Source organism: Paenibacillus sp. W2I17, assembly GCF_030815985.1.
Classification (GTDB): domain Bacteria; phylum Bacillota; class Bacilli; order Paenibacillales; family Paenibacillaceae; genus Paenibacillus.
Genome location: NZ_JAUSXM010000001.1, coordinates 5427570 through 5450565, shown reverse-complemented (window position 1 = coordinate 5450565; position 22996 = coordinate 5427570). Strand labels below are relative to the sequence as shown.

35 protein-coding genes are annotated in these 22996 nt (G+C 45.4%); all 35 read right to left on the bottom strand.

The features are described 5' to 3' along the window. Positions 1–23: 23 nt before the first annotated feature. Positions 24–419, bottom strand: a complete 396-nt coding sequence (rpsK, locus tag QF041_RS24355) for a 30S ribosomal protein S11 (RefSeq protein WP_017692100.1) — start codon at positions 417–419, stop codon at positions 24–26. Positions 420–438: 19 nt separating this feature from the next. Beyond that, positions 439–807, bottom strand: coding sequence for a 30S ribosomal protein S13 (gene rpsM, locus QF041_RS24350; RefSeq protein WP_062329455.1), 369 nt, complete (start codon positions 805–807; stop codon positions 439–441). A 20-nt stretch (positions 808–827) separates the two neighbouring features. Further along, entirely contained in the window at positions 828–941 is a 114-nt protein-coding gene (gene rpmJ / locus QF041_RS24345; RefSeq protein ID WP_003333770.1) for a 50S ribosomal protein L36, read from the bottom strand. A gap of 152 nt (positions 942–1093) precedes the next feature. Continuing rightward, positions 1094–1309: a translation initiation factor IF-1 gene (gene infA / locus QF041_RS24340; protein ID WP_017692098.1), complete on the bottom strand. Its 216-nt coding sequence runs from the start codon at positions 1307–1309 to the stop codon at positions 1094–1096. 3 nt (positions 1310–1312) lie between these two features. Beyond that, positions 1313–1621 carry a KOW domain-containing RNA-binding protein gene (locus QF041_RS24335; protein WP_036607194.1) on the bottom strand — a complete coding sequence of 103 codons (309 nt, stop codon included), beginning with the start codon at positions 1619–1621 and terminating at the stop codon, positions 1313–1315. A gap of 10 nt (positions 1622–1631) precedes the next feature. After that, positions 1632–2384, bottom strand: a complete 753-nt coding sequence (gene map, locus QF041_RS24330) for a type I methionyl aminopeptidase (RefSeq protein WP_036607191.1) — start codon at positions 2382–2384, stop codon at positions 1632–1634. Between the two features lie 3 nt (positions 2385–2387). Continuing rightward, positions 2388–3032, bottom strand: coding sequence for an adenylate kinase (locus tag QF041_RS24325; protein ID WP_036607188.1), 645 nt, complete (start codon positions 3030–3032; stop codon positions 2388–2390). 90 nt (positions 3033–3122) lie between these two features. Further along, a complete protein-coding gene (gene secY, locus QF041_RS24320) occupies positions 3123–4421 on the bottom strand; it encodes a preprotein translocase subunit SecY (protein ID WP_047841120.1) in 1299 nt (432 codons plus the stop codon). Continuing rightward, positions 4421–4861, bottom strand: coding sequence for a 50S ribosomal protein L15 (gene rplO / locus QF041_RS24315; RefSeq protein WP_017692093.1), 441 nt, complete (start codon positions 4859–4861; stop codon positions 4421–4423). Before rplO ends, secY begins: the two co-directional genes overlap by 1 nt. Positions 4862–4904: 43 nt before the next feature. Continuing rightward, positions 4905–5090 (bottom strand): 50S ribosomal protein L30, encoded by a 186-nt coding sequence (gene rpmD, locus QF041_RS24310; RefSeq protein ID WP_017692092.1) that lies wholly within the window; start codon positions 5088–5090, stop codon positions 4905–4907. 13 nt (positions 5091–5103) lie between these two features. Next, positions 5104–5601 (bottom strand): 30S ribosomal protein S5, encoded by a 498-nt coding sequence (rpsE, locus tag QF041_RS24305; RefSeq protein ID WP_017692091.1) that lies wholly within the window; start codon positions 5599–5601, stop codon positions 5104–5106. A gap of 27 nt (positions 5602–5628) precedes the next feature. After that, positions 5629–5997 carry a 50S ribosomal protein L18 gene (rplR, locus tag QF041_RS24300; RefSeq protein WP_017692090.1) on the bottom strand — a complete coding sequence of 123 codons (369 nt, stop codon included), beginning with the start codon at positions 5995–5997 and terminating at the stop codon, positions 5629–5631. 117 nt (positions 5998–6114) lie between these two features. Then, positions 6115–6657, bottom strand: a complete 543-nt coding sequence (rplF, locus tag QF041_RS24295; RefSeq protein ID WP_017692089.1) for a 50S ribosomal protein L6 — start codon at positions 6655–6657, stop codon at positions 6115–6117. A gap of 30 nt (positions 6658–6687) precedes the next feature. Further along, the gene (rpsH, locus tag QF041_RS24290; protein WP_017692088.1) at positions 6688–7086 is read right to left on the bottom strand and encodes a 30S ribosomal protein S8; all 399 of its coding nucleotides are present in this window, start codon (positions 7084–7086) and stop codon (positions 6688–6690) included. 32 nt (positions 7087–7118) lie between these two features. Beyond that, entirely contained in the window at positions 7119–7304 is a 186-nt protein-coding gene (locus QF041_RS24285) for a type Z 30S ribosomal protein S14 (RefSeq protein WP_013312154.1), read from the bottom strand. Between the two features lie 73 nt (positions 7305–7377). Next, a complete protein-coding gene (rplE, locus tag QF041_RS24280) occupies positions 7378–7920 on the bottom strand; it encodes a 50S ribosomal protein L5 (protein WP_221825249.1) in 543 nt (180 codons plus the stop codon). A gap of 32 nt (positions 7921–7952) precedes the next feature. Then, positions 7953–8306, bottom strand: coding sequence for a 50S ribosomal protein L24 (rplX, locus tag QF041_RS24275; protein WP_017692086.1), 354 nt, complete (start codon positions 8304–8306; stop codon positions 7953–7955). Between the two features lie 39 nt (positions 8307–8345). Next, on the bottom strand, positions 8346–8714 hold the full coding sequence (gene rplN / locus QF041_RS24270) for a 50S ribosomal protein L14 (protein WP_017692085.1): 369 nt from the start codon (positions 8712–8714) through the stop codon (positions 8346–8348). Between the two features lie 35 nt (positions 8715–8749). Continuing rightward, a complete protein-coding gene (rpsQ, locus tag QF041_RS24265) occupies positions 8750–9016 on the bottom strand; it encodes a 30S ribosomal protein S17 (RefSeq protein WP_017692084.1) in 267 nt (88 codons plus the stop codon). Between the two features lie 48 nt (positions 9017–9064). Next, complete coding sequence (gene rpmC / locus QF041_RS24260) at positions 9065–9262, bottom strand: 50S ribosomal protein L29 (RefSeq protein WP_017692083.1); 198 nt, start codon at positions 9260–9262, stop codon at positions 9065–9067. After that, positions 9252–9686 carry a 50S ribosomal protein L16 gene (gene rplP, locus QF041_RS24255; protein ID WP_017692082.1) on the bottom strand — a complete coding sequence of 145 codons (435 nt, stop codon included), beginning with the start codon at positions 9684–9686 and terminating at the stop codon, positions 9252–9254. The genes rpmC and rplP overlap by 11 nt, the downstream gene beginning before the upstream one ends. A gap of 2 nt (positions 9687–9688) precedes the next feature. Continuing rightward, positions 9689–10354 carry a 30S ribosomal protein S3 gene (gene rpsC, locus QF041_RS24250; RefSeq protein WP_036607182.1) on the bottom strand — a complete coding sequence of 222 codons (666 nt, stop codon included), beginning with the start codon at positions 10352–10354 and terminating at the stop codon, positions 9689–9691. Between the two features lie 15 nt (positions 10355–10369). Then, a complete protein-coding gene (gene rplV, locus QF041_RS24245; RefSeq protein ID WP_024633583.1) occupies positions 10370–10702 on the bottom strand; it encodes a 50S ribosomal protein L22 in 333 nt (110 codons plus the stop codon). Between the two features lie 35 nt (positions 10703–10737). Next, a complete protein-coding gene (gene rpsS, locus QF041_RS24240; RefSeq protein WP_062836183.1) occupies positions 10738–11016 on the bottom strand; it encodes a 30S ribosomal protein S19 in 279 nt (92 codons plus the stop codon). A 71-nt stretch (positions 11017–11087) separates the two neighbouring features. Next, complete coding sequence (gene rplB / locus QF041_RS24235; protein ID WP_017692078.1) at positions 11088–11918, bottom strand: 50S ribosomal protein L2; 831 nt, start codon at positions 11916–11918, stop codon at positions 11088–11090. 30 nt (positions 11919–11948) lie between these two features. After that, positions 11949–12239: a 50S ribosomal protein L23 gene (gene rplW, locus QF041_RS24230; RefSeq protein ID WP_017692077.1), complete on the bottom strand. Its 291-nt coding sequence runs from the start codon at positions 12237–12239 to the stop codon at positions 11949–11951. Beyond that, on the bottom strand, positions 12239–12862 hold the full coding sequence (gene rplD / locus QF041_RS24225; RefSeq protein ID WP_017692076.1) for a 50S ribosomal protein L4: 624 nt from the start codon (positions 12860–12862) through the stop codon (positions 12239–12241). The genes rplW and rplD overlap by 1 nt, the downstream gene beginning before the upstream one ends. 25 nt (positions 12863–12887) lie before the next feature. After that, positions 12888–13511 (bottom strand): 50S ribosomal protein L3, encoded by a 624-nt coding sequence (gene rplC / locus QF041_RS24220; protein WP_017692075.1) that lies wholly within the window; start codon positions 13509–13511, stop codon positions 12888–12890. A 46-nt stretch (positions 13512–13557) separates the two neighbouring features. Continuing rightward, positions 13558–13866, bottom strand: coding sequence for a 30S ribosomal protein S10 (rpsJ, locus tag QF041_RS24215; RefSeq protein ID WP_017692074.1), 309 nt, complete (start codon positions 13864–13866; stop codon positions 13558–13560). A 436-nt stretch (positions 13867–14302) separates the two neighbouring features. Beyond that, a complete protein-coding gene (gene tuf, locus QF041_RS24210; protein ID WP_017692073.1) occupies positions 14303–15493 on the bottom strand; it encodes an elongation factor Tu in 1191 nt (396 codons plus the stop codon). A 95-nt stretch (positions 15494–15588) separates the two neighbouring features. Further along, entirely contained in the window at positions 15589–17667 is a 2079-nt protein-coding gene (gene fusA / locus QF041_RS24205) for an elongation factor G (protein WP_076216857.1), read from the bottom strand. A gap of 49 nt (positions 17668–17716) precedes the next feature. Beyond that, positions 17717–18187 carry a 30S ribosomal protein S7 gene (gene rpsG, locus QF041_RS24200; protein ID WP_017692071.1) on the bottom strand — a complete coding sequence of 157 codons (471 nt, stop codon included), beginning with the start codon at positions 18185–18187 and terminating at the stop codon, positions 17717–17719. An 87-nt stretch (positions 18188–18274) separates the two neighbouring features. Beyond that, positions 18275–18697 (bottom strand): 30S ribosomal protein S12, encoded by a 423-nt coding sequence (rpsL, locus tag QF041_RS24195; RefSeq protein WP_017692070.1) that lies wholly within the window; start codon positions 18695–18697, stop codon positions 18275–18277. A gap of 153 nt (positions 18698–18850) precedes the next feature. Then, positions 18851–19099, bottom strand: a complete 249-nt coding sequence (locus tag QF041_RS24190) for a ribosomal L7Ae/L30e/S12e/Gadd45 family protein (RefSeq protein ID WP_047841123.1) — start codon at positions 19097–19099, stop codon at positions 18851–18853. Between the two features lie 205 nt (positions 19100–19304). Next, complete coding sequence (rpoC, locus tag QF041_RS24185) at positions 19305–22919, bottom strand: DNA-directed RNA polymerase subunit beta' (protein ID WP_307415967.1); 3615 nt, start codon at positions 22917–22919, stop codon at positions 19305–19307. Between the last annotated feature and the right edge of the window lie 77 nt (positions 22920–22996).

Sequence of the window (22996 nt, the reverse complement as noted above, 5' to 3'; positions counted from 1 at the left end):
ACCACACGCAGGGGCAAATCTCATTAGACACGACGACGTTTTGGAGGACGGCATCCGTTATGCGGGACTGGAGTTACGTCTTTGATCAGGTTAACTTCAAGACCAGCAGCTTGCAAAGAGCGGATCGCTGCTTCACGGCCTGCGCCTGGTCCTTTAACCATAACCTCAACGGCTTTCATCCCATGTTCCATTGCAGCTTTGGCAGCAGTCTCAGCAGCCATTTGTGCAGCAAACGGAGTCGATTTACGGGAACCTCTGAATCCGAGGCCGCCGGAGCTTGCCCACGAAATTGCATTTCCGTGAGGATCCGTAATAGTAACGATAGTGTTATTGAAAGTGGAACGGATATGCGCCACGCCAGATTCAATATTCTTACGGTCACGACGTTTAGTACGTACGACTTTTTTCGGTTTAGCCATTTTCTCTTATCCCCCCTTATTATTTCTTCTTGTTCGCTACTGTACGACGAGGACCTTTACGAGTACGAGCATTCGTTTTCGTACGTTGTCCACGAACAGGCAGACCACGACGATGACGAACTCCACGGTAACAACCGATCTCCGTCAAACGTTTAATATTCAAAGAGATTTCTCGACGCAGGTCACCTTCTACTTTGACCTCTTTATCGATACTTTCACGCAATTTGCTGACTTCATCTTCCGTCAAATCACGAACACGAGTGTCCGGATTGATGCCTGTTGTGCTCAGAATTTTCTGGGAAGTCGTTTTACCGATTCCGAAAATATAAGTCAAGGCGATCTCAACGCGCTTATCACGTGGCAAATCCACACCAGCTATACGTGCCATTTTACGCTACACCCCCTTCTTTAACCTTGTTTTTGTTTGTGTTTCGGATTTTCACAGATAACCATAACATTCCCTTTGCGGCGAATGACTTTGCATTTTTCGCAAATCGGCTTGACCGAAGGTCTTACCTTCATGTGAATTACCTCCTCAAAGTTTTGCTAAGCAAAACCCTCTTCGTAAGCATTGACCTTGTTCTACTATTGTAAAACCGGCTTCGAAGCTTTCGCAAGTTTTGCCGGGCAAAACCCGCTTCATAAGCTTCACAGTTCATTGCAACTGTCTACTACTATTTACGGTAAGTTATGCGACCTTTTGTTAAATCATAAGGCGACAACTGAACAACTACTTTGTCTCCAGTCAGGATACGGATAAAGTGCATCCGCAGTTTTCCGGAAACGTGAGCGAGAATTTGATGACCGTTCTCAAGCTCAACCTTGAATGTTGCATTCGGTAGCGGTTCGAGAACCGTACCTTCCACTTCAATGACATCTTCCTTGGCCATTAGTCAGTCTCCTTTCTCTTCAGCTTGAATGTTGGTGGATTCCAGAAATGAATGAACCGCGTAACGGAGCTTTCCATTTGTCACCCGACCACTCTCGTTTAAACTGTTCACAACCTCGCTGCTAATCATGGGCTGGAGTTCAAGATGAAGAAGATTCTTCTTCTTTGGTTGATCAAACTTACGTTTGTCTCCATCCGCAATATATACGAACTTACCGTCCGCTATAGCAACAATTACTGCGGCTTGGTCCGCATTGCGGCCTTTACGGATCTTCACAAGTTGACCGAGCTGCGGATTAGACTGACTGTTCATGCCTCATCACCTACGCATTCAGTTTCGTGAAAATTTCCATACCATCTGGTGTAACTGCTACGGTGTGTTCAAAGTGGGCACATAACTTACCATCAACCGTGACGACAGTCCAGTTATCTTCCAACGTTTTCACATACCGTCTACCTACGTTAACCATCGGCTCTATGGCCAGCACCATGCCCGCTTTAAGCCGTGGTCCCCGATCGGGAAGACCATAGTTCGGAATCTGTGGTTCTTCGTGCAGATCTGCGCCTATGCCGTGACCGACATATTCACGAACTACGGAGAACCCTTCATCTTCAATATATTTCTGAATCGCATGAGATATTGTAAACAAGCGAACGTCCGGTTTTACCAGCGCCAGACCTGCGTATAACGAAGCCTCGGTAACGTCCAGAAGACGACGGGCTTCTTCGGAAATACGGCCGACCGGATAAGTCCAGGCGGAATCTCCATGATACCCCTGGTACTGCGCGCCAATGTCAAACGTAACGATATCGCCCTCGTTCAACTTGCGTTTGCCGGGAAATCCATGTACCAACTCTTCATTTACTGAAGCGCACACACTGGCAGGGAAACCGTTATAACCTTTGAAAGACGGCACAGCTCCTTGACTGCGGATATATTGATCAGCCATATGGTCAAGTTCTCCAGTCGTAATACCGGGAGCGATATGCTCTGCCAAGAGACGATGCGTTTCCGCAACAATTCTCCCTGCTTCCCTCATCAAGCCCAGTTCCGTTTCGGACTTACCAATGATCATCAATTAACCTCTCAGTAAGGACACGATTTCTTGAGAAACTTGATCGATATCCTGTTCTCCGTTCATTTGACGAAGAAGACCTTTAGTCTCATAGAACGTGAGGAGTGGTGCTGTTTTGTTGATATACTCGTCCAGTCGTGTACCTACACTCTCTTCATTATCATCAGAGCGTTGATACAATTCACCAGCGCATTTATCACAAATACCTTCCTGCTTAGGCGGATTGAATACCACATGATAAGTGGAACCACAGTTTTTACAAATTCGACGACCCGTCAAACGAGCGAGCAATTTGTTGCGATCCACTTTCAGGTTGATTACATGATCGAGACCTGAGTTCAATCGATCCAGAATGCCATCGAGCGCTTCTGCTTGCGAAAGGGTTCTTGGAAATCCGTCCAAGAGGAAACCTTCTCTGCAGTCAGGCTGCTGCAAACGTTCTTCAACGATGCCAATGGTTACATCATCTGGTACAAGCAATCCTTGATCCATATATTCCTTGGCTTTCATGCCAATGGGAGTTCCCTGTTTGATCGCGAGACGAAATGCATCGCCTGTTGAAATATGGGGAATACCGAACTCTTTCACGATGACGTCTGCTTGCGTTCCTTTTCCTGCCCCCGGAGGGCCCATGAATAGGATGTTCACGTTATGTCACTCCCTCCAAGACTACCCTACATCAACAAACAGCACAATAGGTGCCGGCAAGTAAATCTTCACTCGACCGGTACCTATTGCCTATTTATTGATAAAACCTTTGTAGTGGCGTTTGATCAATTGGCTTTCGATTTGCTTCATCGTATCCAGCGCAACACCGATAACGATCAGGAGGGATGTTCCTCCAATTTGCGCAGATTGAGGCAAACCAGAAAGTGCCCCTAAGAATACAGGCAGAACGGAAATGACTGCCAAGAAGATGGCTCCGGCCATTGTCAAACGAGTCATGACACGGGTCAGATATTTCTCGGTTGCTTTACCCGGGCGAATGCCTGGGATGTAACCGCCGTTCTTTTTCATATTATCAGCCATCTGCTGTGGATTCATCTGTACAAAAGTATAGAAGAATGTGAAACCGAAGATCATCACGACATACAGCAACATACCCAGAGGTTTGTGTGTAGTCAGGTTCTGTCCGATCCACTGTGCCCAGAGGCGATCTGCCCAGAAGTTGGCGATAATCGTTGGGAACATCAACAGCGATGAAGCAAAGATGACAGGGATAACACCTGCTGCATTAATTTTCAGCGGGATATGTGTATTCTGTCCACCGTACATTTTGTTACCTACGACACGTTTAGCGTACTGTACCGGAATCTTCCGAATCGCCTGCTGAATGTAAATGACTCCTATGATGATCAACACAATAACAATTGCGATGATAACACCTTTAAGAATATTCATAAACAGTTGGTCAGGTTGAATGAAGTCAGATTCGATCGTTTGTTTGATAATGTTAGGCACCGTAGATAGGATACCTGCAAAGATCAAGATCGAAATCCCGTTTCCTATGCCCTTCTCGGTGATCTGCTCACCAAGCCACATCAGGAATGAAGTACCGGCCGTAAGTACAATCGCGATCAAGATATAATCTGCAAATGTAGCGTTAGGCACCATCTCTGTATTGTACAAGCGGTTGAATCCGATCGACGTACCAAACGCTTGAATCAATGCCAGCCCGATGGTTAAATAACGGGTCAACTGTGCAGATTTCTTCTTACCTTGTTCACCTTGCTTTGCCCACTCCGCTAATTTAGGAATAACGTCCATGGAAAGCAACTGTACTATAATAGACGCAGTGATGTAAGGCACGATCCCGAGCGCAAATATCGAGAACTGGAAGAGCGCTCCACCCGAGAACGTATTGAGAAGTCCAAAAACTTCTTTACCCGCAGAATTTGTCGCTTCGAACACATCTTTGTTAACTCCCGGCACGGGGACAAAGGAGCCGATGCGGTAAATGATCAGTACAAAAAGGGTAAATAATACCCTTTTGCGCAGATCTTCAACCCGCCAGATATTCTTTAGGGTCTTGAACATTAAATCACCTCAGTTGTACCGCCAGCAGCTTCAATTTTCTCAATAGCAGATTGAGAAAACTTGTTAGCTTTAACAGTCAGCTTCACAGTGACATCACCGTTACCCAGGATTTTGATTCCGGATTTAGCGTTTTTAACTACGCCATTCGTCATCAAGAATTCTGGAGTTACTTCAGTACCCGCAGCAAAACTGTTCAGGTCTTCAGTATTCACAACTGCATATTCTTTGCGAGTTGGGTTTACAAAACCACGTTTTGGCAAGCGACGATACAATGGATTTTGTCCACCTTCGAAGCCTGGACGAACTCCACCGCCAGAACGAGAATTTTGTCCTTTGTGACCGCGACCTGATGTTTTACCTGTACCACTACTTGGACCGCGACCAAGACGTTTACGTTCTTTGCGGGATCCAGGAGATGGTGAAAGCTCATGTAACTTCATCGTTCGTTGCACCTCCTTAAAGATTTGTGGGATTAACCCGTTATTAAGCTTCTACTTCTTTAACAGCAACCAAGTGGCTTACTTTGTTAATCATACCACGGATGGCAGGATTATCGTTTTGTACCACTTTGCTATTGATTTTGCGCAAACCCAATGTTTTCACAGTTGTTCTTTGCGTCTCCGGACGTCCGATCAAGCTGCGGACGAGGGTAATTTCTAATTTAGCCATGAGAATTCCCTCCTTAACCCAGAAGCTCTTCGACGGATTTTCCGCGCAGTTTAGCCACGTCTTCAGCACGCTTCAAACGGGACAAACCTTCCAAAGTCGCATTGACCATGTTCATGGAATTCGAAGAACCCAGAGATTTTGTCAAAATGTCACCTACACCAGCAAGTTCGAGAACCGCACGTACAGGACCACCAGCGATAACACCTGTACCTTCAGATGCTGGTTTCAACAGCACGCGTCCTGCGCCGAACTTACCTGTTACCAAGTGAGGAATCGATGTTCCTACGAGTGGAACGTGTACAAGGTTTTTCTTAGCGTCTTCAATACCTTTGCGAATTGCATCAGGTACTTCGCCCGCTTTACCGATACCAGCTCCAACCCAGCCGTTGCCGTCGCCGACTACAACCAGTGCGCTAAAGCTGAAACGGCGTCCGCCTTTTACTACTTTAGCTACGCGATTAATATTTACAACTCTTTCAGTCAGTTCCAAAGTATTCGGATCTACACGCAAGTCGTTAACCTCCTTTTGAAAAATATCTTAAAACTCAAGTCCTGCTTCACGAGCCGCTTCAGCCAATGCTGCGATACGACCATGGTACAGATAACCGCTACGGTCAAATACGATGTTGGAAACACCTTTGTCTTTAGCACGTTTAGCAACGAGTTCGCCAACTTTACGAGCTGATTCAACAGATGCACCATTTTTGATGTCAGTGCTCAATTCTTTGTCTACGGTAGACGCGGAAGCGATTGTTACACCAGCAACATCATCGATGATTTGAGCATACATATGTTTACCAGAACGGAATACGTTCAAACGAGGACGTGCTGCCGTTCCTTGGATTTTCTTACGAACACGAAGGTGTCTTTTCAGACGAGCCTTATTTTTATCTGGTTTCGTAATCATCTCAAAGATTCACTCCTTTCAGGTTACCTCGCTGGCTTCAAAGCAGAAGCCACGGGGTATATTAGAAACACACGAAGCAAGCAAGCCGAAAGCCGCGCAAAGGCGGTAAGAGAAATCTTATTTCTTCTTACCGGCTTTACCTTCCTTACGGATGATACGCTCGCCTTCATATTTAATACCTTTACCTTTGTACGGCTCAGGTTCACGTACGGAACGGATTTTAGCAGCGTAAGCACCTACACGCTCTTTGTCAATTCCGCGAACGATGATTTTTGTATTCGAAGGTACTTCGAATTCGATTCCCGCTTCCGGTGTAATTTCAACCGGGTGAGAGTAACCAACGTTCAGAACGATTTTATCTCCGGATTTGCTTGCACGATATCCGACCCCAACCAATTCCAGAGATTTCGCGAATCCTTCAGTAACGCCGCTCACCATATTGTTTACAACGCTACGCGTTGTGCCGTGCAAAGAACGGTGAGTTTTGTTATCGGAAGGACGCACAACTGTGATTTCGTTATTTTCAACTGTAACCTTCATGTCTTTATGAAGCTCACGAGTCAAAGTTCCTTTAGGTCCTTTTACCGTAATAACGGTGTTGTCCAGGGTGATGTCTACACCACTTGGTACTGTGATTGGTTTGCGACCAATACGAGACATATGTTGCACCTCCTATCTTGTGACGTTATATTACCAAACGTAGCAAACGACTTCTCCGCCGGATTTCGATTGACGAGCTTCTTTGTCCGTCATGATACCTTTAGATGTCGAGATGATCGCGATTCCCAGGCCACCAAGTACACGAGGTACTTCGTTGCTTTTCGTGTAAACACGAAGACCAGGTTTACTGATTCTTTTCAGACCAGTGATAACGCGCTCGTTATTTTGACCGTATTTCAGGAAAACACGGATAATCCCTTGTTTGTTATCATCGATAACTTCAGCGTCACGGATGAAACCTTCACGCTTCAGGATATCGGCGATTTGTTTTTTCATTGTCGAAGCAGGCATTTCTACCGTTTCGTGACGAACAGTGTTCGCGTTACGAATACGAGTAAGCATATCTGCAATTGGATCAGACATAGTCATTGTGAGTTAACCTCCTTCCCGTTCAGGACTTTTTACCAGCTTGCTTTTTTCACGCCAGGGATCTGGCCTTTATAAGCTAATTCACGGAAACAAATTCTGCAAATTTTGAACTTTTGCAGGACCGAATGTGGACGTCCGCAACGCTCACAGCGTGTATATGCACGTACTTTAAACTTAGGTGTACGTTGTTGTTTAACTTTCATCGAAGTTTTTGCCACTTAGCCTGACACCTCCTAAATAATTTCGGAGAAAAGGGAGTCTTTCCAGACACCCGGAAACGTTATGCCAACATTACTTAACGAAAGGCATTCCCATTTGCGTGAGCAATTCGCGGGACTCTTCGTCTGTTTTCGCCGTTGTTACGATGACAATATCCATACCGCGGACTTTATCAACTTTATCATACTCGATCTCTGGGAAGATCAGTTGCTCTTTCAGACCCAGTGTGTAGTTACCACGTCCATCGAAAGCTTTACTCGATACACCGCGGAAGTCGCGGACACGAGGAAGCGTTACGTTGAGCAATTTATCTAGGAAGAAATACATACGCTCACCGCGCAATGTTACTTTCACACCGATAGGCATATTCTCACGCAGTTTGAATCCTGCGATAGATTTTTTAGCACGAGTGATTACAGGTTTTTGACCTGCGATCAGTTGCAAATCGCTTACTGCGGAATCCAACACTTTAGAGTTTTGGACAGCGTCGCCCACACCCATGTTGATAACGATTTTCTCGATTTTCGGCACTTGCATTACCGTTGTATAGTTAAACTTCTGCATCAAAGCAGGAGCGATTTCTTGCAGGTAACGTTCTTTCATTCTTGATGCCATGAATCATAGCCCTCCTTTCTCATTCGGTTCAATTAGTCGATAATTTCTCCGGAACGTTTAGCAACGCGCACTTTCTTTCCGTTATCCAAAACTTTGTAACCTACACGGGTTACTTTTCCGCTCTTCGGATCGATGTGCATTACGTTGGAAACGTGAATCGGAGCTTCCTTCTCGATAATGCCGCCTTGCGGATTTTGCTGGTTAGGCTTCTGGTGTTTTTTCACCATGTTAACACCTTCCACAAGGACGCGGTTCTCACGAGGATAAGCAGCGATGACACGGCCTTTTTTACCTTTGTCTTTACCGCTGATCACCATAACCGTATCTTCCTTTTTAACGTGAAGTTTGTTGTTATGGGATTCCAGAACTTTTTTCACTCTTGGCATTTCGTACACCTCCTGTTTCTAACATCACGAGATTAAGCTTTAGATAACTTCTGGAGCCAAGGAAACGATTTTCATGAAGTCTTTATCGCGAAGTTCGCGAGCAACTGGTCCGAAAATACGTGTTCCACGTGGGCTTCTGTCGTCTTTTACAACAACCGCTGCATTTTCATCAAAACCGATGTAGGAACCGTCTTTACGACGTACAGAACGTTTCGTACGAACGACAACCGCTCTAACTACATCACCTTTTTTGACAACGCCGCCTGGTGTTGCTTGTTTAACAGAACAAACGATCAGATCACCGATTTGAGCTGTACGACGTCCCGTACCGCCGAGTACGCGGATACACATCAGTTCCTTCGCACCGGAGTTGTCGGCCACAGTCAAACGTGTAAATGGTTGAATCATTTAGTATTCCTCCTTTCAGCAATGCTGCTGATGCATTAGATGATAACCGCTTTTTCTACGATTTCAGTAAGTCTCCAGCGTTTATCTTTCGAAAGCGGACGAGTTTCCATGATTTTCACCGTGTCACCGATTTTCGCAGTGTTTTCTTCGTCATGCGCTTTGAATTTTTTAGTAACCTTAATGCGTTTATGGTACAAGTTGTGTTTTTTGTAAGTTTCTACAGCAACAACAATCGTTTTGTCCATTTTATCGCTGACCACTTTACCAGTTTGCACTTTACGTGCGTTACGTTCTTCGCTCATTGTTGGCCTCCTTCCTGATTACGGACGGATTGTCCATCCTATCCCTAATTAACCGATTCCCAATTCTCTCTCACGGATAATGGTTTTAGCACGAGCTATTTCTTTCCGCACATCACGGATGCGAGTCGGGTTATCCAGCTGACCGGTAGCTAATTGAAAGCGGAGGTTAAAGAGTTCTTCTTTAAATCCGGCAATCTTTTGCTCGATTTCAGCAGAGGTTAGGTTGCGAAATTCACTAGCTTTCATTTGCTTCACCACCCAATTCTTCACGTTTCACGAACTTCGTTTTGATTGGCAGTTTGTGAGCGGCAAGACGCATTGCTTCGCGTGCAATTTCCTCCGGTACACCAGCAAGTTCAAACATGATCTTACCTGGTTTCACTACTGCAACCCATTTTTCTACGTTACCTTTACCGCTACCCATCCGAACCTCGAGAGGCTTTTGAGTGATTGGTTTGTCTGGGAAAATTTTGATCCAAACTTTACCACCACGTTTGATGTAACGAGTCATCGCAATACGAGCCGCTTCGATCTGACGGTTCGTAATCCAAGCCGGTTCCGTAGCTTGCAGACCGTATTCGCCAAAGTTCAGAGTCGTTCCGCCTTTAGCTTGGCCTTTCATATGTCCACGTTGTTGCTTACGGTGTTTTACGCGTTTTGGTACCAACATGATTAGTTGCCTCCTTCCTTAGCAGCTTGTTTCTTAGCCGTAGGAAGAACCTCTCCACGATAGATCCATACTTTTACGCCGATAAGTCCGTAAGTAGTATGAGCCTCTGCTGTACCATAGTCAATGTCAGCACGCAGTGTGTGCAGTGGAACAGTTCCTTCGCTGTAGCCTTCAGAACGTGCGATCTCAGCACCGCCAAGACGTCCGCCTACTTGAGTTTTGATACCTTTAGCACCGGAGCGCATAGTTCTTTGAATTGCTTGTTTCAGAGCACGACGGAAAGAAACACGACGTTCCAATTGTTGTGCAATGCTTTCAGCTACAAGAACAGCGTCCAAGTCTTGGTTCTTAATTTCAGAAATGTTGATGTGTACTTTTTTACCGCCAGCAATTTTCGTAATTTGGTTACGAAGATTTTCAACTTCCGAACCACCCTTACCAATAACCATACCTGGTTTAGCAGTGTGAATCGTTACGTTTACGCGGTTAGCCGCTCTCTCAATTTCTACACGAGATAAAGCGGAGTCTTTCAATTTATTTTTCAGGAATTCACGAATTCTCACGTCTTCCATCAAAAGATCACCGAAGTCTTTGCCTGCATACCACTTAGATTCCCAGTCACGGATAATTCCGACACGGAGTCCGACTGGATTTACCTTTTGGCCCACACATTTCCCCTCCTTCTACTTCTCAGATACCACCAAAGTAATGTGGCTAGTACGTTTGTTAATACGACTTGCACGTCCCATTGCACGAGGGCGGAAACGTTTCATTGTCGGTCCTTGGTTCACGTAAGCTTGCGAGATAACCAAGTTGTTAACATCCAAAGAATAGTTATGTTCCGCATTCGCAATAGCGGAGTTAAGCAACTTCTCAACGATTGGAGAAGCGGATTTCGGAGTGTGACGGAGAATGGCAACCGCCTCACCTACTTGCTTGCCGCGAATCAAGTCAACAACGAGTTGAACTTTACGAGGAGCAATCCGGATAAACTTAGCATGTGCTTTTGCTTCCATTGTGTAACCTCCTCTCAAACATTAAAGATGTTCATTTATCTTCTTGTTTTCTTATCATCATCAGTATGGCCTTTGTACGTACGGGTTGGAGCGAACTCACCCAGTTTGTGTCCGACCATGTCCTCAGTTACATACACTGGCACGTGTTTACGACCATCGTAAACGCCGAATGTGTGTCCGATGAATTGCGGGAAAATTGTAGAACGACGGGACCAGGTTTTGATTACGTTCTTCTTACCTGAAGCTTCCATCTCTTCTACCTTTTTGAGCATGTAGCCATCAATGAATGGCCCTTTTTTCAAACTGCGACCCATGTGGAGATCCTCCCTTCAAACGTAGCTATTATGCATCCGCAGATGCCTCACGAAGTTATGCACAGTGTGTATTACTTCGTGCGGCGGCGAATGATGTATTTATCAGAAGCTTTATTTTTCTTACGCGTTTTGTAACCAAGAGTAGGTTTACCCCATGGTGACATTGGCGATTTACGTCCGATTGGAGCACGACCTTCACCACCACCGTGTGGGTGATCGTTAGGGTTCATTACTACACCACGAACCTCAGGACGTTTACCCAACCAACGGCTACGACCGGCTTTACCGATTTTGATGAGCTCGTGGTCTTGGTTACCAACAGATCCGATTGTCGCGCGGCAAACTTTCAAAATACGACGAACTTCTCCGGAAGAGAGACGAACGGAAACGTATTTTTCTTCTTTACCAAGCAATTGAGCTTCTGTACCAGCAGCACGAACCAATTGTCCGCCTTTACCTGGTTTCAACTCGATGTTGTGGATAACGGTACCTACTGGAATGTTTTCGAGTGGCAGTGCGTTACCGATTTTGATGTCTGATTCAGGTCCGGAGAACACTTGATCTCCAACTTTCAAACCTTTAGGAGCGATGATATAACGTTTCTCACCATCAGCATAGTGAATCAGAGCGATGTTGGATGTACGGTTCGGGTCATACTCAATCGTAGCAACGCGGCCCGGTATTCCATCTTTAGTACGTTTGAAGTCAATGATACGGTATTTACGTTTGTGTCCACCACCATGGTGACGAACTGTAATTTTACCTTGGTTGTTGCGGCCTGCTTGTTTGCTCAACGGGGCCAACAACGATTTCTCCGGCTGATTTGTGGTGATTTCCTCAAATGTAGAAACGGACATGTTCCGTCTTGCCGGGGATGTTGGTTTATACTTTTTGATTGGCACTGGGTTTCCCTCCTTACTTCAAAAATTCAATTATACAGTTTCAAAGAACTCAAGCGTTTTGCTGTCTTTTGTCAGCGTTACAAACGCTTTTTTCCATTCGCTAGTATATCCGGAATAACGTCCGTACCGTTTCGGCTTAGCTGGAACACGAAGCGTGTTCACGTTTTTCACTTTTACATTGAAAATAGCTTCTACTGCCTTTTTGATCTCGGTTTTGTTTGCACGGATATCGACTTCAAATACATATTTCAAGTCGTTCATCATGTCAGCAGTACGTTCCGTAATAATCGGACGTTTTACAATATCACGAGGATCCTTCATTACGCGAGCACCTCCTCTACCTTCTGAACTGCTTCTTTCGTAATGATCAATTTGTCGTGCGAAAGCACGTCAAGAACATTAATGCCGTCAGCAGCTACGAATTTCACGCCTGGAATATTCCGTGCGGAAAGAGCTACATTATCATCATAGCTAGGAGCTACGATCAAAGCTTTACGTCCCACTTTGAGGTTACTCAAGATGGCTGCGAATTCTTTAGTTTTAGGCGTGCTCAACGTGAGAGCGTCCAAAACGATAATGTCATTGTCAAGCACTTTGGATGAAAGGGCTGATTTGATCGCCAAGCGGCGAACTTTCTTAGGCAGTTTATACGCATAGCTCCGTGGTGTTGGACCAAATACGATACCGCCGCCTTTCCATTGTGGTGAACGAATTGAACCTTGACGAGCGCGACCTGTACCTTTTTGTTTCCAAGGCTTACGTCCACCGCCACGTACTTCAGAACGTCCTTTTACTTTGTGGGTACCTTGACGAAGGGAAGCGCGTTGCATAAGAACTGCATCGTACAGAACGTGTTGGTTCGGCTCAATTCCGAAAACCGCATCGTTCAATTCAACTTCGCCTACTTGGCTACCATCTACATTGTAAACTGATACTTTTGGCATTTTGTGTTCCTCCTTTCTTCAGTGGTTATTTTTTCACCGTTTCTTTAACTCTGATGAGACTGTTTTTCGGCCCAGGAATGGAACCTTTCACGAGCAACACGTTACGCTCAGCGTCTACTTTAACTACTTCAAGACGTTGGATTGTAATAGTATCATGTCCCATGTGTCCTGGCAGGCGTTTGCCTTTAGGAACGCGGTTAGCTTGGATCGAACCCATTGAACCAGGGCCACGGTGATAACGCGAACCGTGTGACATAGGTCCAGTGCTTTGTCCCCAACGTTTGATAACGCCGGCAAAACCTTTACCTTTAGAAATACCCGTTACGTCAACGAATTCGCCTTCAGCGAAAATGTCAGCTTTCAGTTCTTGGCCAACTTCATATTCTGCGATGTTGATACCGCGAACTTCACGAACGTAGCGCTTAGGGGCAGTGTTCGCTTTTTTAGCGTGACCTGCTTCTGGCTTGTTAGCATTTTTCTCTTTCTTATCGGAGTAACCGATTTGAATTGCTTCGTAGCCATCGTTCTCAATGTCTTTCTTTTGCAAAACAACACAAGGGCCTGCTTCGATAACCGTTACTGGAACGACGTTACCTTCAGGAGTAAATACTTGAGTCATTCCGAGTTTTTTTCCTAAGATTGCTTTCATGTTGACACCTCTTTTCCTTTATACATGGTCTTTGTTGTAGCTTGTATTACAATTTAATTTCGATATCTACACCGGACGGCAGATCCAAGCGCATCAAGGCATCCACAGTTTGTGGAGTCGGGTTAACGATGTCGATCAAACGTTTATGTGTACGTTGTTCGAATTGTTCCCGAGAATCCTTGTACTTGTGCACCGCACGAAGAATAGTAATGATTTGTTTTTCAGTAGGAAGCGGAATCGGACCGGATACACCAGCACCCGAACGTTTTGCTGTTTCAACAATTTTCTCCGCGGATTGATCAAGAATTCTGTGGTCGTAAGCTTTCAAACGAATACGAATTTTTTGCTTTGCCATTTTAGTCCCTCCTTCTATCGCCCAATTTTTTATCGGACATACTCCGTGAAAATTTTCTAGCCACTCTCCCATGGCAAAGGGGCCGGGTGTGCCAGTAACCTCTCACATCATCGCAACGTCACAGAACAACATTCATTATTATATAGAAAAGATAGGCGTATTGCAAGCATATTTAAGAAAAACATTTAAACTTATCTTTTCTGATGAAATGACTTCGTTTATTGCAGTGTTAATCTTCAATATCCAGGCTGCCTTGCCAATCCTTCTAAACTCGTAAATGATGTTCATTTCGTATGACGCAGGTTCCGAACTTTAAACATAATAAAAGAGTTCTCTATCCGATGTCGGATAAAGAACTCTTCCGAAGCTTCGTTACAATACAATGTTACTCGTTCCAGTACACTGTTACATATGCTTTATTCAGCGTTAAGCCGAATTATTTTTGGATAGATGCTACGGAACCGGCACCTACTGTACGTCCGCCTTCACGAATGGAGAATTTAGTTCCTTCTTCAATCGCGATTGGGGAGATCAGGGAAACAGTAACAGTGATGTTATCACCAGGCATTACCATTTCAGTACCTTCAGGCAAGTTGATGATGCCTGTTACGTCAGTTGTACGGAAGTAGAACTGTGGACGGTAACCAGTGAAGAATGGTTTGTGACGTCCGCCCTCTTCTTTAGTCAGAACGTAGATTTGAGCCGTGAATTCTGTGTGTGGCTTAACAGAACCTGGTTTTGCAAGTACTTGACCACGCTCGATTTGAGTACGGTCAACACCACGCAACAATGCACCGATGTTGTCACCCGCTTGAGCGGAATCCAACAATTTACGGAACATCTCAACGCCTGTTACAACGGATTTTTTAGTTTCTTCAGTGATACCAACGATTTCGATCTCTTCGCCGACTTTAACAGTACCACGCTCTACACGGCCAGTAGCAACAGTACCACGACCAGTGATGGAGAATACGTCCTCGACAGGCATCAAGAAAGGCTTGTCAGTTTGACGCTCAGGCAGTGGGATGTAAGTGTCGATCTCTTTGAACATCTCAACGATTTTTTGAGCCCATTCGCCATCTGGGTTTGCCAGAGCTTCACGAGCGGATCCACGTGTGATTGGAGTATCGTCACCTGGGAACTCATATTCGTTAAGAAGGTCGCGAACTTCCATCTCAACCAATTCCAACAACTCTTCGTCTTCAACCATGTCACATTTGTTCAAGAATACAACAATGTAAGGTACGCCTACTTGACGGGAGAGCAAGATGTGCTCACGAGTTTGTGGCATTGGGCCGTCTGCTGCGGATACTACCAAGATAGCTCCATCCATTTGAGCCGCGCCAGTGATCATGTTTTTAACATAGTCGGCGTGACCTGGGCAGTCAACGTGAGCGTAGTGACGAGTGTCAGTTTCGTACTCAACGTGTGATGTGGAGATTGTGATACCGCGTTCGCGCTCTTCTGGAGCTTTGTCGATTTGGTCGAATGCAATTGCAGCACCACCGTAAGTTTTGGACAATACAGTTGTGATTGCAGCAGTCAGAGTTGTTTTACCGTGATCGACGTGACCAATAGTACCGATGTTAACGTGGGGTTTATTACGTTCGTATTTAGCCTTTGCCATTTGAACGTGGCCTCCTTAAAATTATAATTTTATGTTTTCACTGAATGAAGTGCTCCGAATTGAATTCTTATGCACTTGCATCCAGTGTGAGAAAACTACTCGGTGCCTTTTGTTTTGGCAACGATTTCTTCAGCGATGCTCTTAGGAACTTCTTCATAGTGAGAGAGTTCCATGGAGAATACGCCGCGTCCTTGAGTACCGGAACGAAGAGTTGTAGAGTAACCAAACATTTCAGACAGAGGTACCTTAGCACGGATGATTTGAGCTCCACTACGGGAATCCATACCTTCGATGCGGCCACGACGGGAGTTCAACATACCCATTACGTCACCCATGTACTCTTCTGGAACAGTTACTTCTACTTTCATGATAGGCTCAAGCAGAACTGGTTTACACTTGTCTTTAGCCGCTTTAAGCGCCATAGATCCGGCAATTTTAAATGCCATCTCATTGGAATCGACATCATGGTAAGATCCGTCTACGATTGTAGCCTTAACGTCAACAAGCGGGAAGCCTGCAATAACGCCGTTTTTCATTTGCTCTTCAATCCCTGACAGTGCAGGTTGAATGTATTCTCTTGGTACGGAACCACCGACAACCTTACTTTCGAACTGGCTGCCTGTACCCGGCTCGAGAGGTTCGAATTCAACCCATACGTGACCGTATTGACCACGACCACCGGATTGACGTACGAATTTACCTTCAACGCGCGCTGGAGCACGGAATGTTTCACGGTAAGCTACTTGTGGTTTACCCACAGTAGTTTCAACCTTGAACTCACGACGCATACGGTCGATGATGATATCAAGGTGAAGCTCACCCATACCTGCCAAGATTGTTTGACCTGTTTCTTCGTCAGTATGAGCACGAAGAGTTGGATCCTCTTCAGTCAACTTACCGAGAGCAACACCCATTTTATCTTGGTCAGCTTTGGTTTTAGGTTCAACGGCGATTTCGATAACCGGATCAGGGAAGTTCATTGACTCCAGGATAACCGGATTTTTCTCATCACATAGTGTATCACCTGTACCCGTATCTTTCAAACCTACGGCAGCTGCAATATCACCGGAGTATACTACAGTGATTTCTTGACGGCTGTTCGCATGCATTTGAAGGATACGACCGATACGCTCACGTTTGTTTTTAGTGGCATTCAATACATATGATCCGGATTGAAGAACACCAGAGTATACGCGGAAGAATGTCAATTTACCAACGTAAGGGTCTGTCATGATTTTGAATGCCAATGCGGAGAAAGGCTCTTCATCGGATGACTGACGGACTGCTTCAGTTCCATCTTCAAGATGTCCAGTGATCGATGGAACATCTGTTGGAGCTGGCAAGTAATCGATAACAGCATCCAACATCAGTTGAACACCTTTGTTACGATACGAGGATCCACAGATAACCGGGAAGATCTTAACATCTACAACACCTTTACGGAGTACGGCTTTGATCTCATCAATTGTGATTTCTTCGCCTTCGAGGTATTTCATTGTCAAATCTTCATCCAGTTCAGCAACGCGCTCAATCAACTCGTTGCGAAGTTCTTCAACTTGATCTGCAAATTCTGCAGGAATGTCGGTTTCTTCGATATCTTGACCAAGGTCATCTTTGTACATATGAGCTCTTTGTGCAACGATATCGATGATACCAGTGAAATCATTTTCAGCGCCGATCGGAAGTTGAATCGCAACAGCGTTCGCTTGAAGGCGATCACGCATGTCAGATACAACGTTCAGGAAGTCAGCACCGATGATATCCATTTTATTTACATATGCGATACGAGGTACGCCGTACTTGTCAGCCTGTCTCCATACGGTTTCGGACTGAGGCTCAACGCCTTCTTTCGCACTGAATACACCAACTGCTCCGTCCAATACACGAAGGGAACGTTCAACTTCAACAGTGAAGTCAACGTGTCCCGGGGTATCAATAATATTAACGCGGTGGCCTTTCCAAGCAGCGGTAGTTGCAGCGGAAGTAATCGTAATTCCGCGCTCCTGTTCCTGTTCCATCCAGTCCATTGTCGCAGCGCCTTCGTGTACTTCACCGATTTTGTGCGTACGTCCTGTGTAAAACAGGATCCGCTCAGTTGTCGTGGTTTTACCCGCATCAATATGAGCCATGATCCCGATATTACGTGTATTTTTCAAGGAGAACTCTCTAGCCATGAAATGGGTCTCCCTTCAAAATTGAAGTTTTTTTATTGTGAACTGAATCCTACCAACGGTAGTGAGCAAACGCTTTGTTCGCTTCAGCCATTTTGTGCGTATCTTCACGTTTTTTAACGGAAGCGCCTGTGTTGTTGGAAGCGTCGATGATCTCAGCCGCCAAACGCTCTTCCATTGTTTTCTCACCGCGGTTGCGGGAGTAGTTCACGAGCCAACGTAATCCCAGAGCAGTACGTCTCTCTGGTTTCACCTCGATTGGTACTTGGTAGTTGGCACCGCCGACACGGCGAGCTTTAACTTCCAGGACTGGCATGATGTTCTTGATTGCTGCTTCAAATACTTCCATAGGGTCATTACCCGTACGTTCTTGAATCAACTTGAACGCATTATACAGAATGCTTTGAGCAACACCGCGTTTTCCGCCGATCATGATGCGGTTGATTAAACGAGTAACCAACTTGCTGTTGTATAACGGATCAGGCAACACGTCTCTTTTCGTAACTGGACCTTTGCGTGGCATGGATATCCCCCTTTCTTTCTTGTTCAGCAGACCCTGTACCTTCCAGACCTAAGCCAGAAGGCTTTCAGGTTCTCTGCTTATAATGGTTTAGGCTTTTTTAGCTTTTGGACGTTTTGCACCGTATTTCGAACGAGCTTGCATACGGTTGTTTACGCCTGCAGTATCGAGAGCTCCACGAACGATGTGATAACGAACTCCTGCAAGGTCTTTAACTTTACCTCCGCGGATCAATACCACACTGTGCTCTTGAAGGTTATGTCCGATTCCCGGGATATAAGCTGTAACCTCGAGACGGTTCGTCAAACGAACACGGGCATACTTACGAAGTGCAGAGTTTGGTTTACGTGGAGTCATTGTACCTACACGAGTGCAGACACCACGTTTTTGTGGGGCACTGATGTTAGTAGATTCACGTTTCAAAGCGTTGAATCCTTTTTGCAAAGCTGGAGATTTTGACTTCTCAACTTTTGCTTGACGTCCTTTACGAACCAGTTGATTAATAGTTGGCATGTGATTGCCACCCCCTTCCTCAAATATTCATGTTTCTTTATAAACCTCTTTTCGCTAAGTCCACAGACCCAGGCGGTTCATAAAAAGACAAATGAAAAGTTTTTGCCTTGGAGAATCCTTAAAAGTTCTCGGACAAAAACGTTCCTTACACTATCATTTTACGACAGCAGCCATAGCTGCTCCCACTCCAATCCCGCAAGCTTTGCCGAGATTTTTCATTGTATCCACTTTCGTGTACTTCACATTGTGTTGTTCACACAAAGCAATGATTTTGGAAGTGAGCTGCGGATCACTATCTTCTGCGACATAGACTTCAGAAGCCATACCTGTCTGCACCATCCGCATGGTCTGTTTGGTACCTATTTTGACATGAGCATCTTGCAAGGCTTTTTCATTAGACATTGTGTATTCCTCCGAATAGAACCATGTACAATCAGCTGCCCACGCACCTTTGATATATTAGCATCTAGCGCAAGCATTGTCAATGCTAATCCTAAAACATTTTTTAAAAGTTTACGTACATCAGGATTCGTCCGCCTGCATTATACAAGCGTCCGCCTCCTGACGCACAAAACTTTCATTCCCCTCTAAATGAGGAGGAATCTATTTAATCAACCGAAACTGGCTCAAGTTCTTCTACTGAAGATTGGCCATCTTCTGGCTCAGCAAATTTGATGCTGCGGTAACGGTGCATACCTGTACCAGCAGGGATCAATTTACCGATGATTACATTTTCCTTCAGACCGAGCAACTGATCGACTTTACCTTTGATCGCTGCATCTGTCAGTACACGTGTAGTTTCTTGGAAAGAAGCCGCCGAGAGGAAGGAGTCTGTTTCCAGGGATGCTTTCGTAATACCGAGCAGGATTGGTTTAGCAACCGCTGGCTCTTTATCACTAAGAATCGCAATTTTGTTAGCTCTTTCGTACTCATGCATATCCACGAACGATCCCGGCAACAGCGTTGTATCTCCTGCATCTACGATGCGGATTTTACGCAGCATTTGACGGATCATAACTTCAACGTGCTTATCGTTAATTTCTACGCCTTGGTTACGATATACGCGTTGTACTTCCTGCAGAATGTAGTTTTGTACACCACGTATGCCTTTAATCCGTAACATCTCTTTTGGATCAATGGAACCGTCTGTCAACTCGTCACCCGCTTCAACTTCCGCGCCTTCGCTTACGCGCACACGGGAACCGTAGGTAACGGAGTAAACTTTGGATTCCGCCTCACCTTGAATTTCGATTTCACGACGATCTTTCGCTTCGCGAATCTCTTTAACTACACCATCAATCTCACTGATTGTTGCTTGACCCTTAGGATTACGAGCTTCAAACAACTCCTGGATACGCGGCAAACCTTGCGTAATATCGTCTCCGGCTACACCACCGGTGTGGAATGTACGCATTGTAAGCTGTGTTCCCGGCTCACCAATGGATTGTGCTGCAATAATACCAACTGCTTCACCAATCTCCACGTGTTTACCAGTCGCGAGGTTGCGACCATAACACTTCTTGCAGACACCATGACTTGCACGGCAGCTGAGGACGGAGCGGATTTGCAATTTAGTAATACCTGCTTTGATGATCGCTTCTGCTTTATCGGAGTCAATCAATTCATTGCGACCTACAATGATTTCTTTCGTTTCCGGATGACGAAGTGTCTCGAAGCAGTATCTGCCTTCAATACGGTCGTAGAGATCTTCAATAACCTCTTTACCATCCTGGATACGACTTACCGTAAAGCCTTTATCTGTACCACAATCATCATCACGCACGATTACGTCTTGGGCTACGTCTACGAGACGACGAGTCAGGTAACCTGAATCGGCTGTACGCAGGGCTGTATCCGCCAAACCTTTACGCGCTCCGTGAGTGGAGATAAAGTACTCGAGTACCGTCAGACCTTCACGGAAGTTCGATTTGATTGGGAGTTCGATAATTCGACCGGATGGGTTGGCCATCAGACCACGCATACCGCCCAATTGGGTGATTTGCGATTTGTTACCCCGTGCTTTGGAGTCTACCATCATCATGATCGAGTTGTAACGATCCATGGACTTCATCAGAATCTCAGTGATGTCATCTTTGGATTTTGACCAGATATCAATGATACGGTCATAGCGCTCTTCATTCGTAATCAGACCACGACGGTACTGATTCGTAACGATTTGTGCTTTTTCCTCAGATTGTCTAAGAATTTCAAACTTCTCAGGTGGAACGATAACATCAGATACCGCAACCGTAATACCGGCACGTGTAGAGTATGTGAATCCAAGTTGTTTGATTTTATCCAAAATAACGGCTGTTTCCGTTGTGTGATAAATTTCAAAACAACGTGCAATGATGGAGCCGAGGTATTCTTTACCGACACCGCCAGCCAGAGGAGCATTCATAATAGCTTCTCTGAGATCAGCACCTTTTTCATATACAAATGAGTGATCTGCAGTACCTTGGTACAAGTTAGCACGAGTCGCATCATTGATATACGGGAAGCTTGCTGGGAAAATTTCATTGAAGATAATCTTACCAATAGTTGTCAGCAAAATTCCTTCTTGCTGTTCTTCCGTGAAGCTTGTTTTACCAAGCGCCTTAACCGGAATAGCTACACGCGCATGCAGACCAGCAGTACCACGTTGGTATGCCGATACAGCTTCGTTAACTGTACGCAAGATCATACCTGTGCCCTTTTCTTCCTTGTTGTCCATAGTGAGGTAGTAAGAACCAAGCACCATATCCTGGGAAGGAGTAACAACCGGTTTACCGTCTTTCGGGTTCAAAATGTTACCAGATGCAAGCATCAGGATACGTGCTTCCGCTTGAGCTTCAGCGGACAACGGAACGTGCACGGCCATTTGGTCACCGTCAAAGTCGGCATTGTATGCCGTACATACGAGCGGGTGAAGACGAATTGCTTTACCTTCAACGAGAATCGGTTCAAATGCTTGAATACCGAGTCTGTGAAGCGTAGGGGCACGGTTCAACAGAACCGGATGCTCCTTGATTACTTCTTCAAGAACATCCCATACTTCAGGACTTACACGCTCAACTTTACGTTTCGCGCTCTTGATGTTGTGGGCAAGCCCTTTATTTACAAGCTCTTTCATAACAAAAGGCTTGAACAATTCAAGTGCCATATCTTTTGGCAGACCACACTGATACATTTTCAGGTAAGGTCCAACAACGATAACGGAACGACCAGAATAGTCAACCCGTTTACCGAGCAAGTTTTGACGGAAACGTCCTTGTTTACCTTTCAGCATGTGGCTGAGAGATTTCAATGGACGGTTACCAGGACCCGTTACCGGGCGTCCACGACGACCATTATCGATCAATGCGTCAACAGCTTCCTGCAACATCCGTTTTTCATTTTGCACGATAATATCTGGCGCGCCCAGATCAAGCAGACGTTTCAGACGGTTGTTCCGGTTGATTACACGGCGATACAAGTCATTCAGGTCAGACGTTGCAAAACGTCCACCATCCAACTGTACCATTGGACGAAGTTCCGGCGGGATAACAGGAAGTACATCCATGATCATCCACTCTGGCTTATTGCCGGAGTTGCGGAAGGCTTCGATAACTTCCAGACGTTTGATTGCACGATTACGACGTTGTCCTTGCGCAGTCCGGAGCTCTTCTTTCAGGAACTCGAGCTCTTTGTCTATGTCAAGGTCTTGAAGCAATTTTTTAACCGCTTCTGCGCCCATGCCAGCATGGAAACCATAGCCGTATTTTTCACGGTAGCTACGGTATTCTTTCTCGGACAACAGCTGTTTTTTCTCCAGTGGAGTTTCTCCTGGATCAGTTACAACATATGATGCAAAATAAATAATCTCTTCAAGAGATCTTGGAGACATATCCAGAGCAAGACCCATACGGCTCGGAATACCTTTGAAGTACCAGATATGCGATACCGGAGCAGCGAGCTCAATATGGCCCATCCGTTCGCGGCGTACTTTCGCACGTGTTACTTCAACGCCACAACGATCACAGACAACGCCTTTATAACGCACGCGTTTGTATTTACCGCAATGACATTCCCAGTCTTTTGTAGGGCCAAAAATCTTTTCGCAGAACAGCCCTTCTTTTTCCGGTTTCAACGTACGATAGTTGATCGTTTCCGGTTTTTTCACTTCTCCGCGGGACCAAGAACGAATTTTCTCTGGGGAAGCAAGCCCGATCTTCATGTATTCGAAATTGTTGACGTCCAACAAGGAGCAACCCTCCTTAACCAATTCCTGTAATCTAGGTTACGCCCACTCCGGCCGAAGCCGGAGCAAGACGTGAGCCT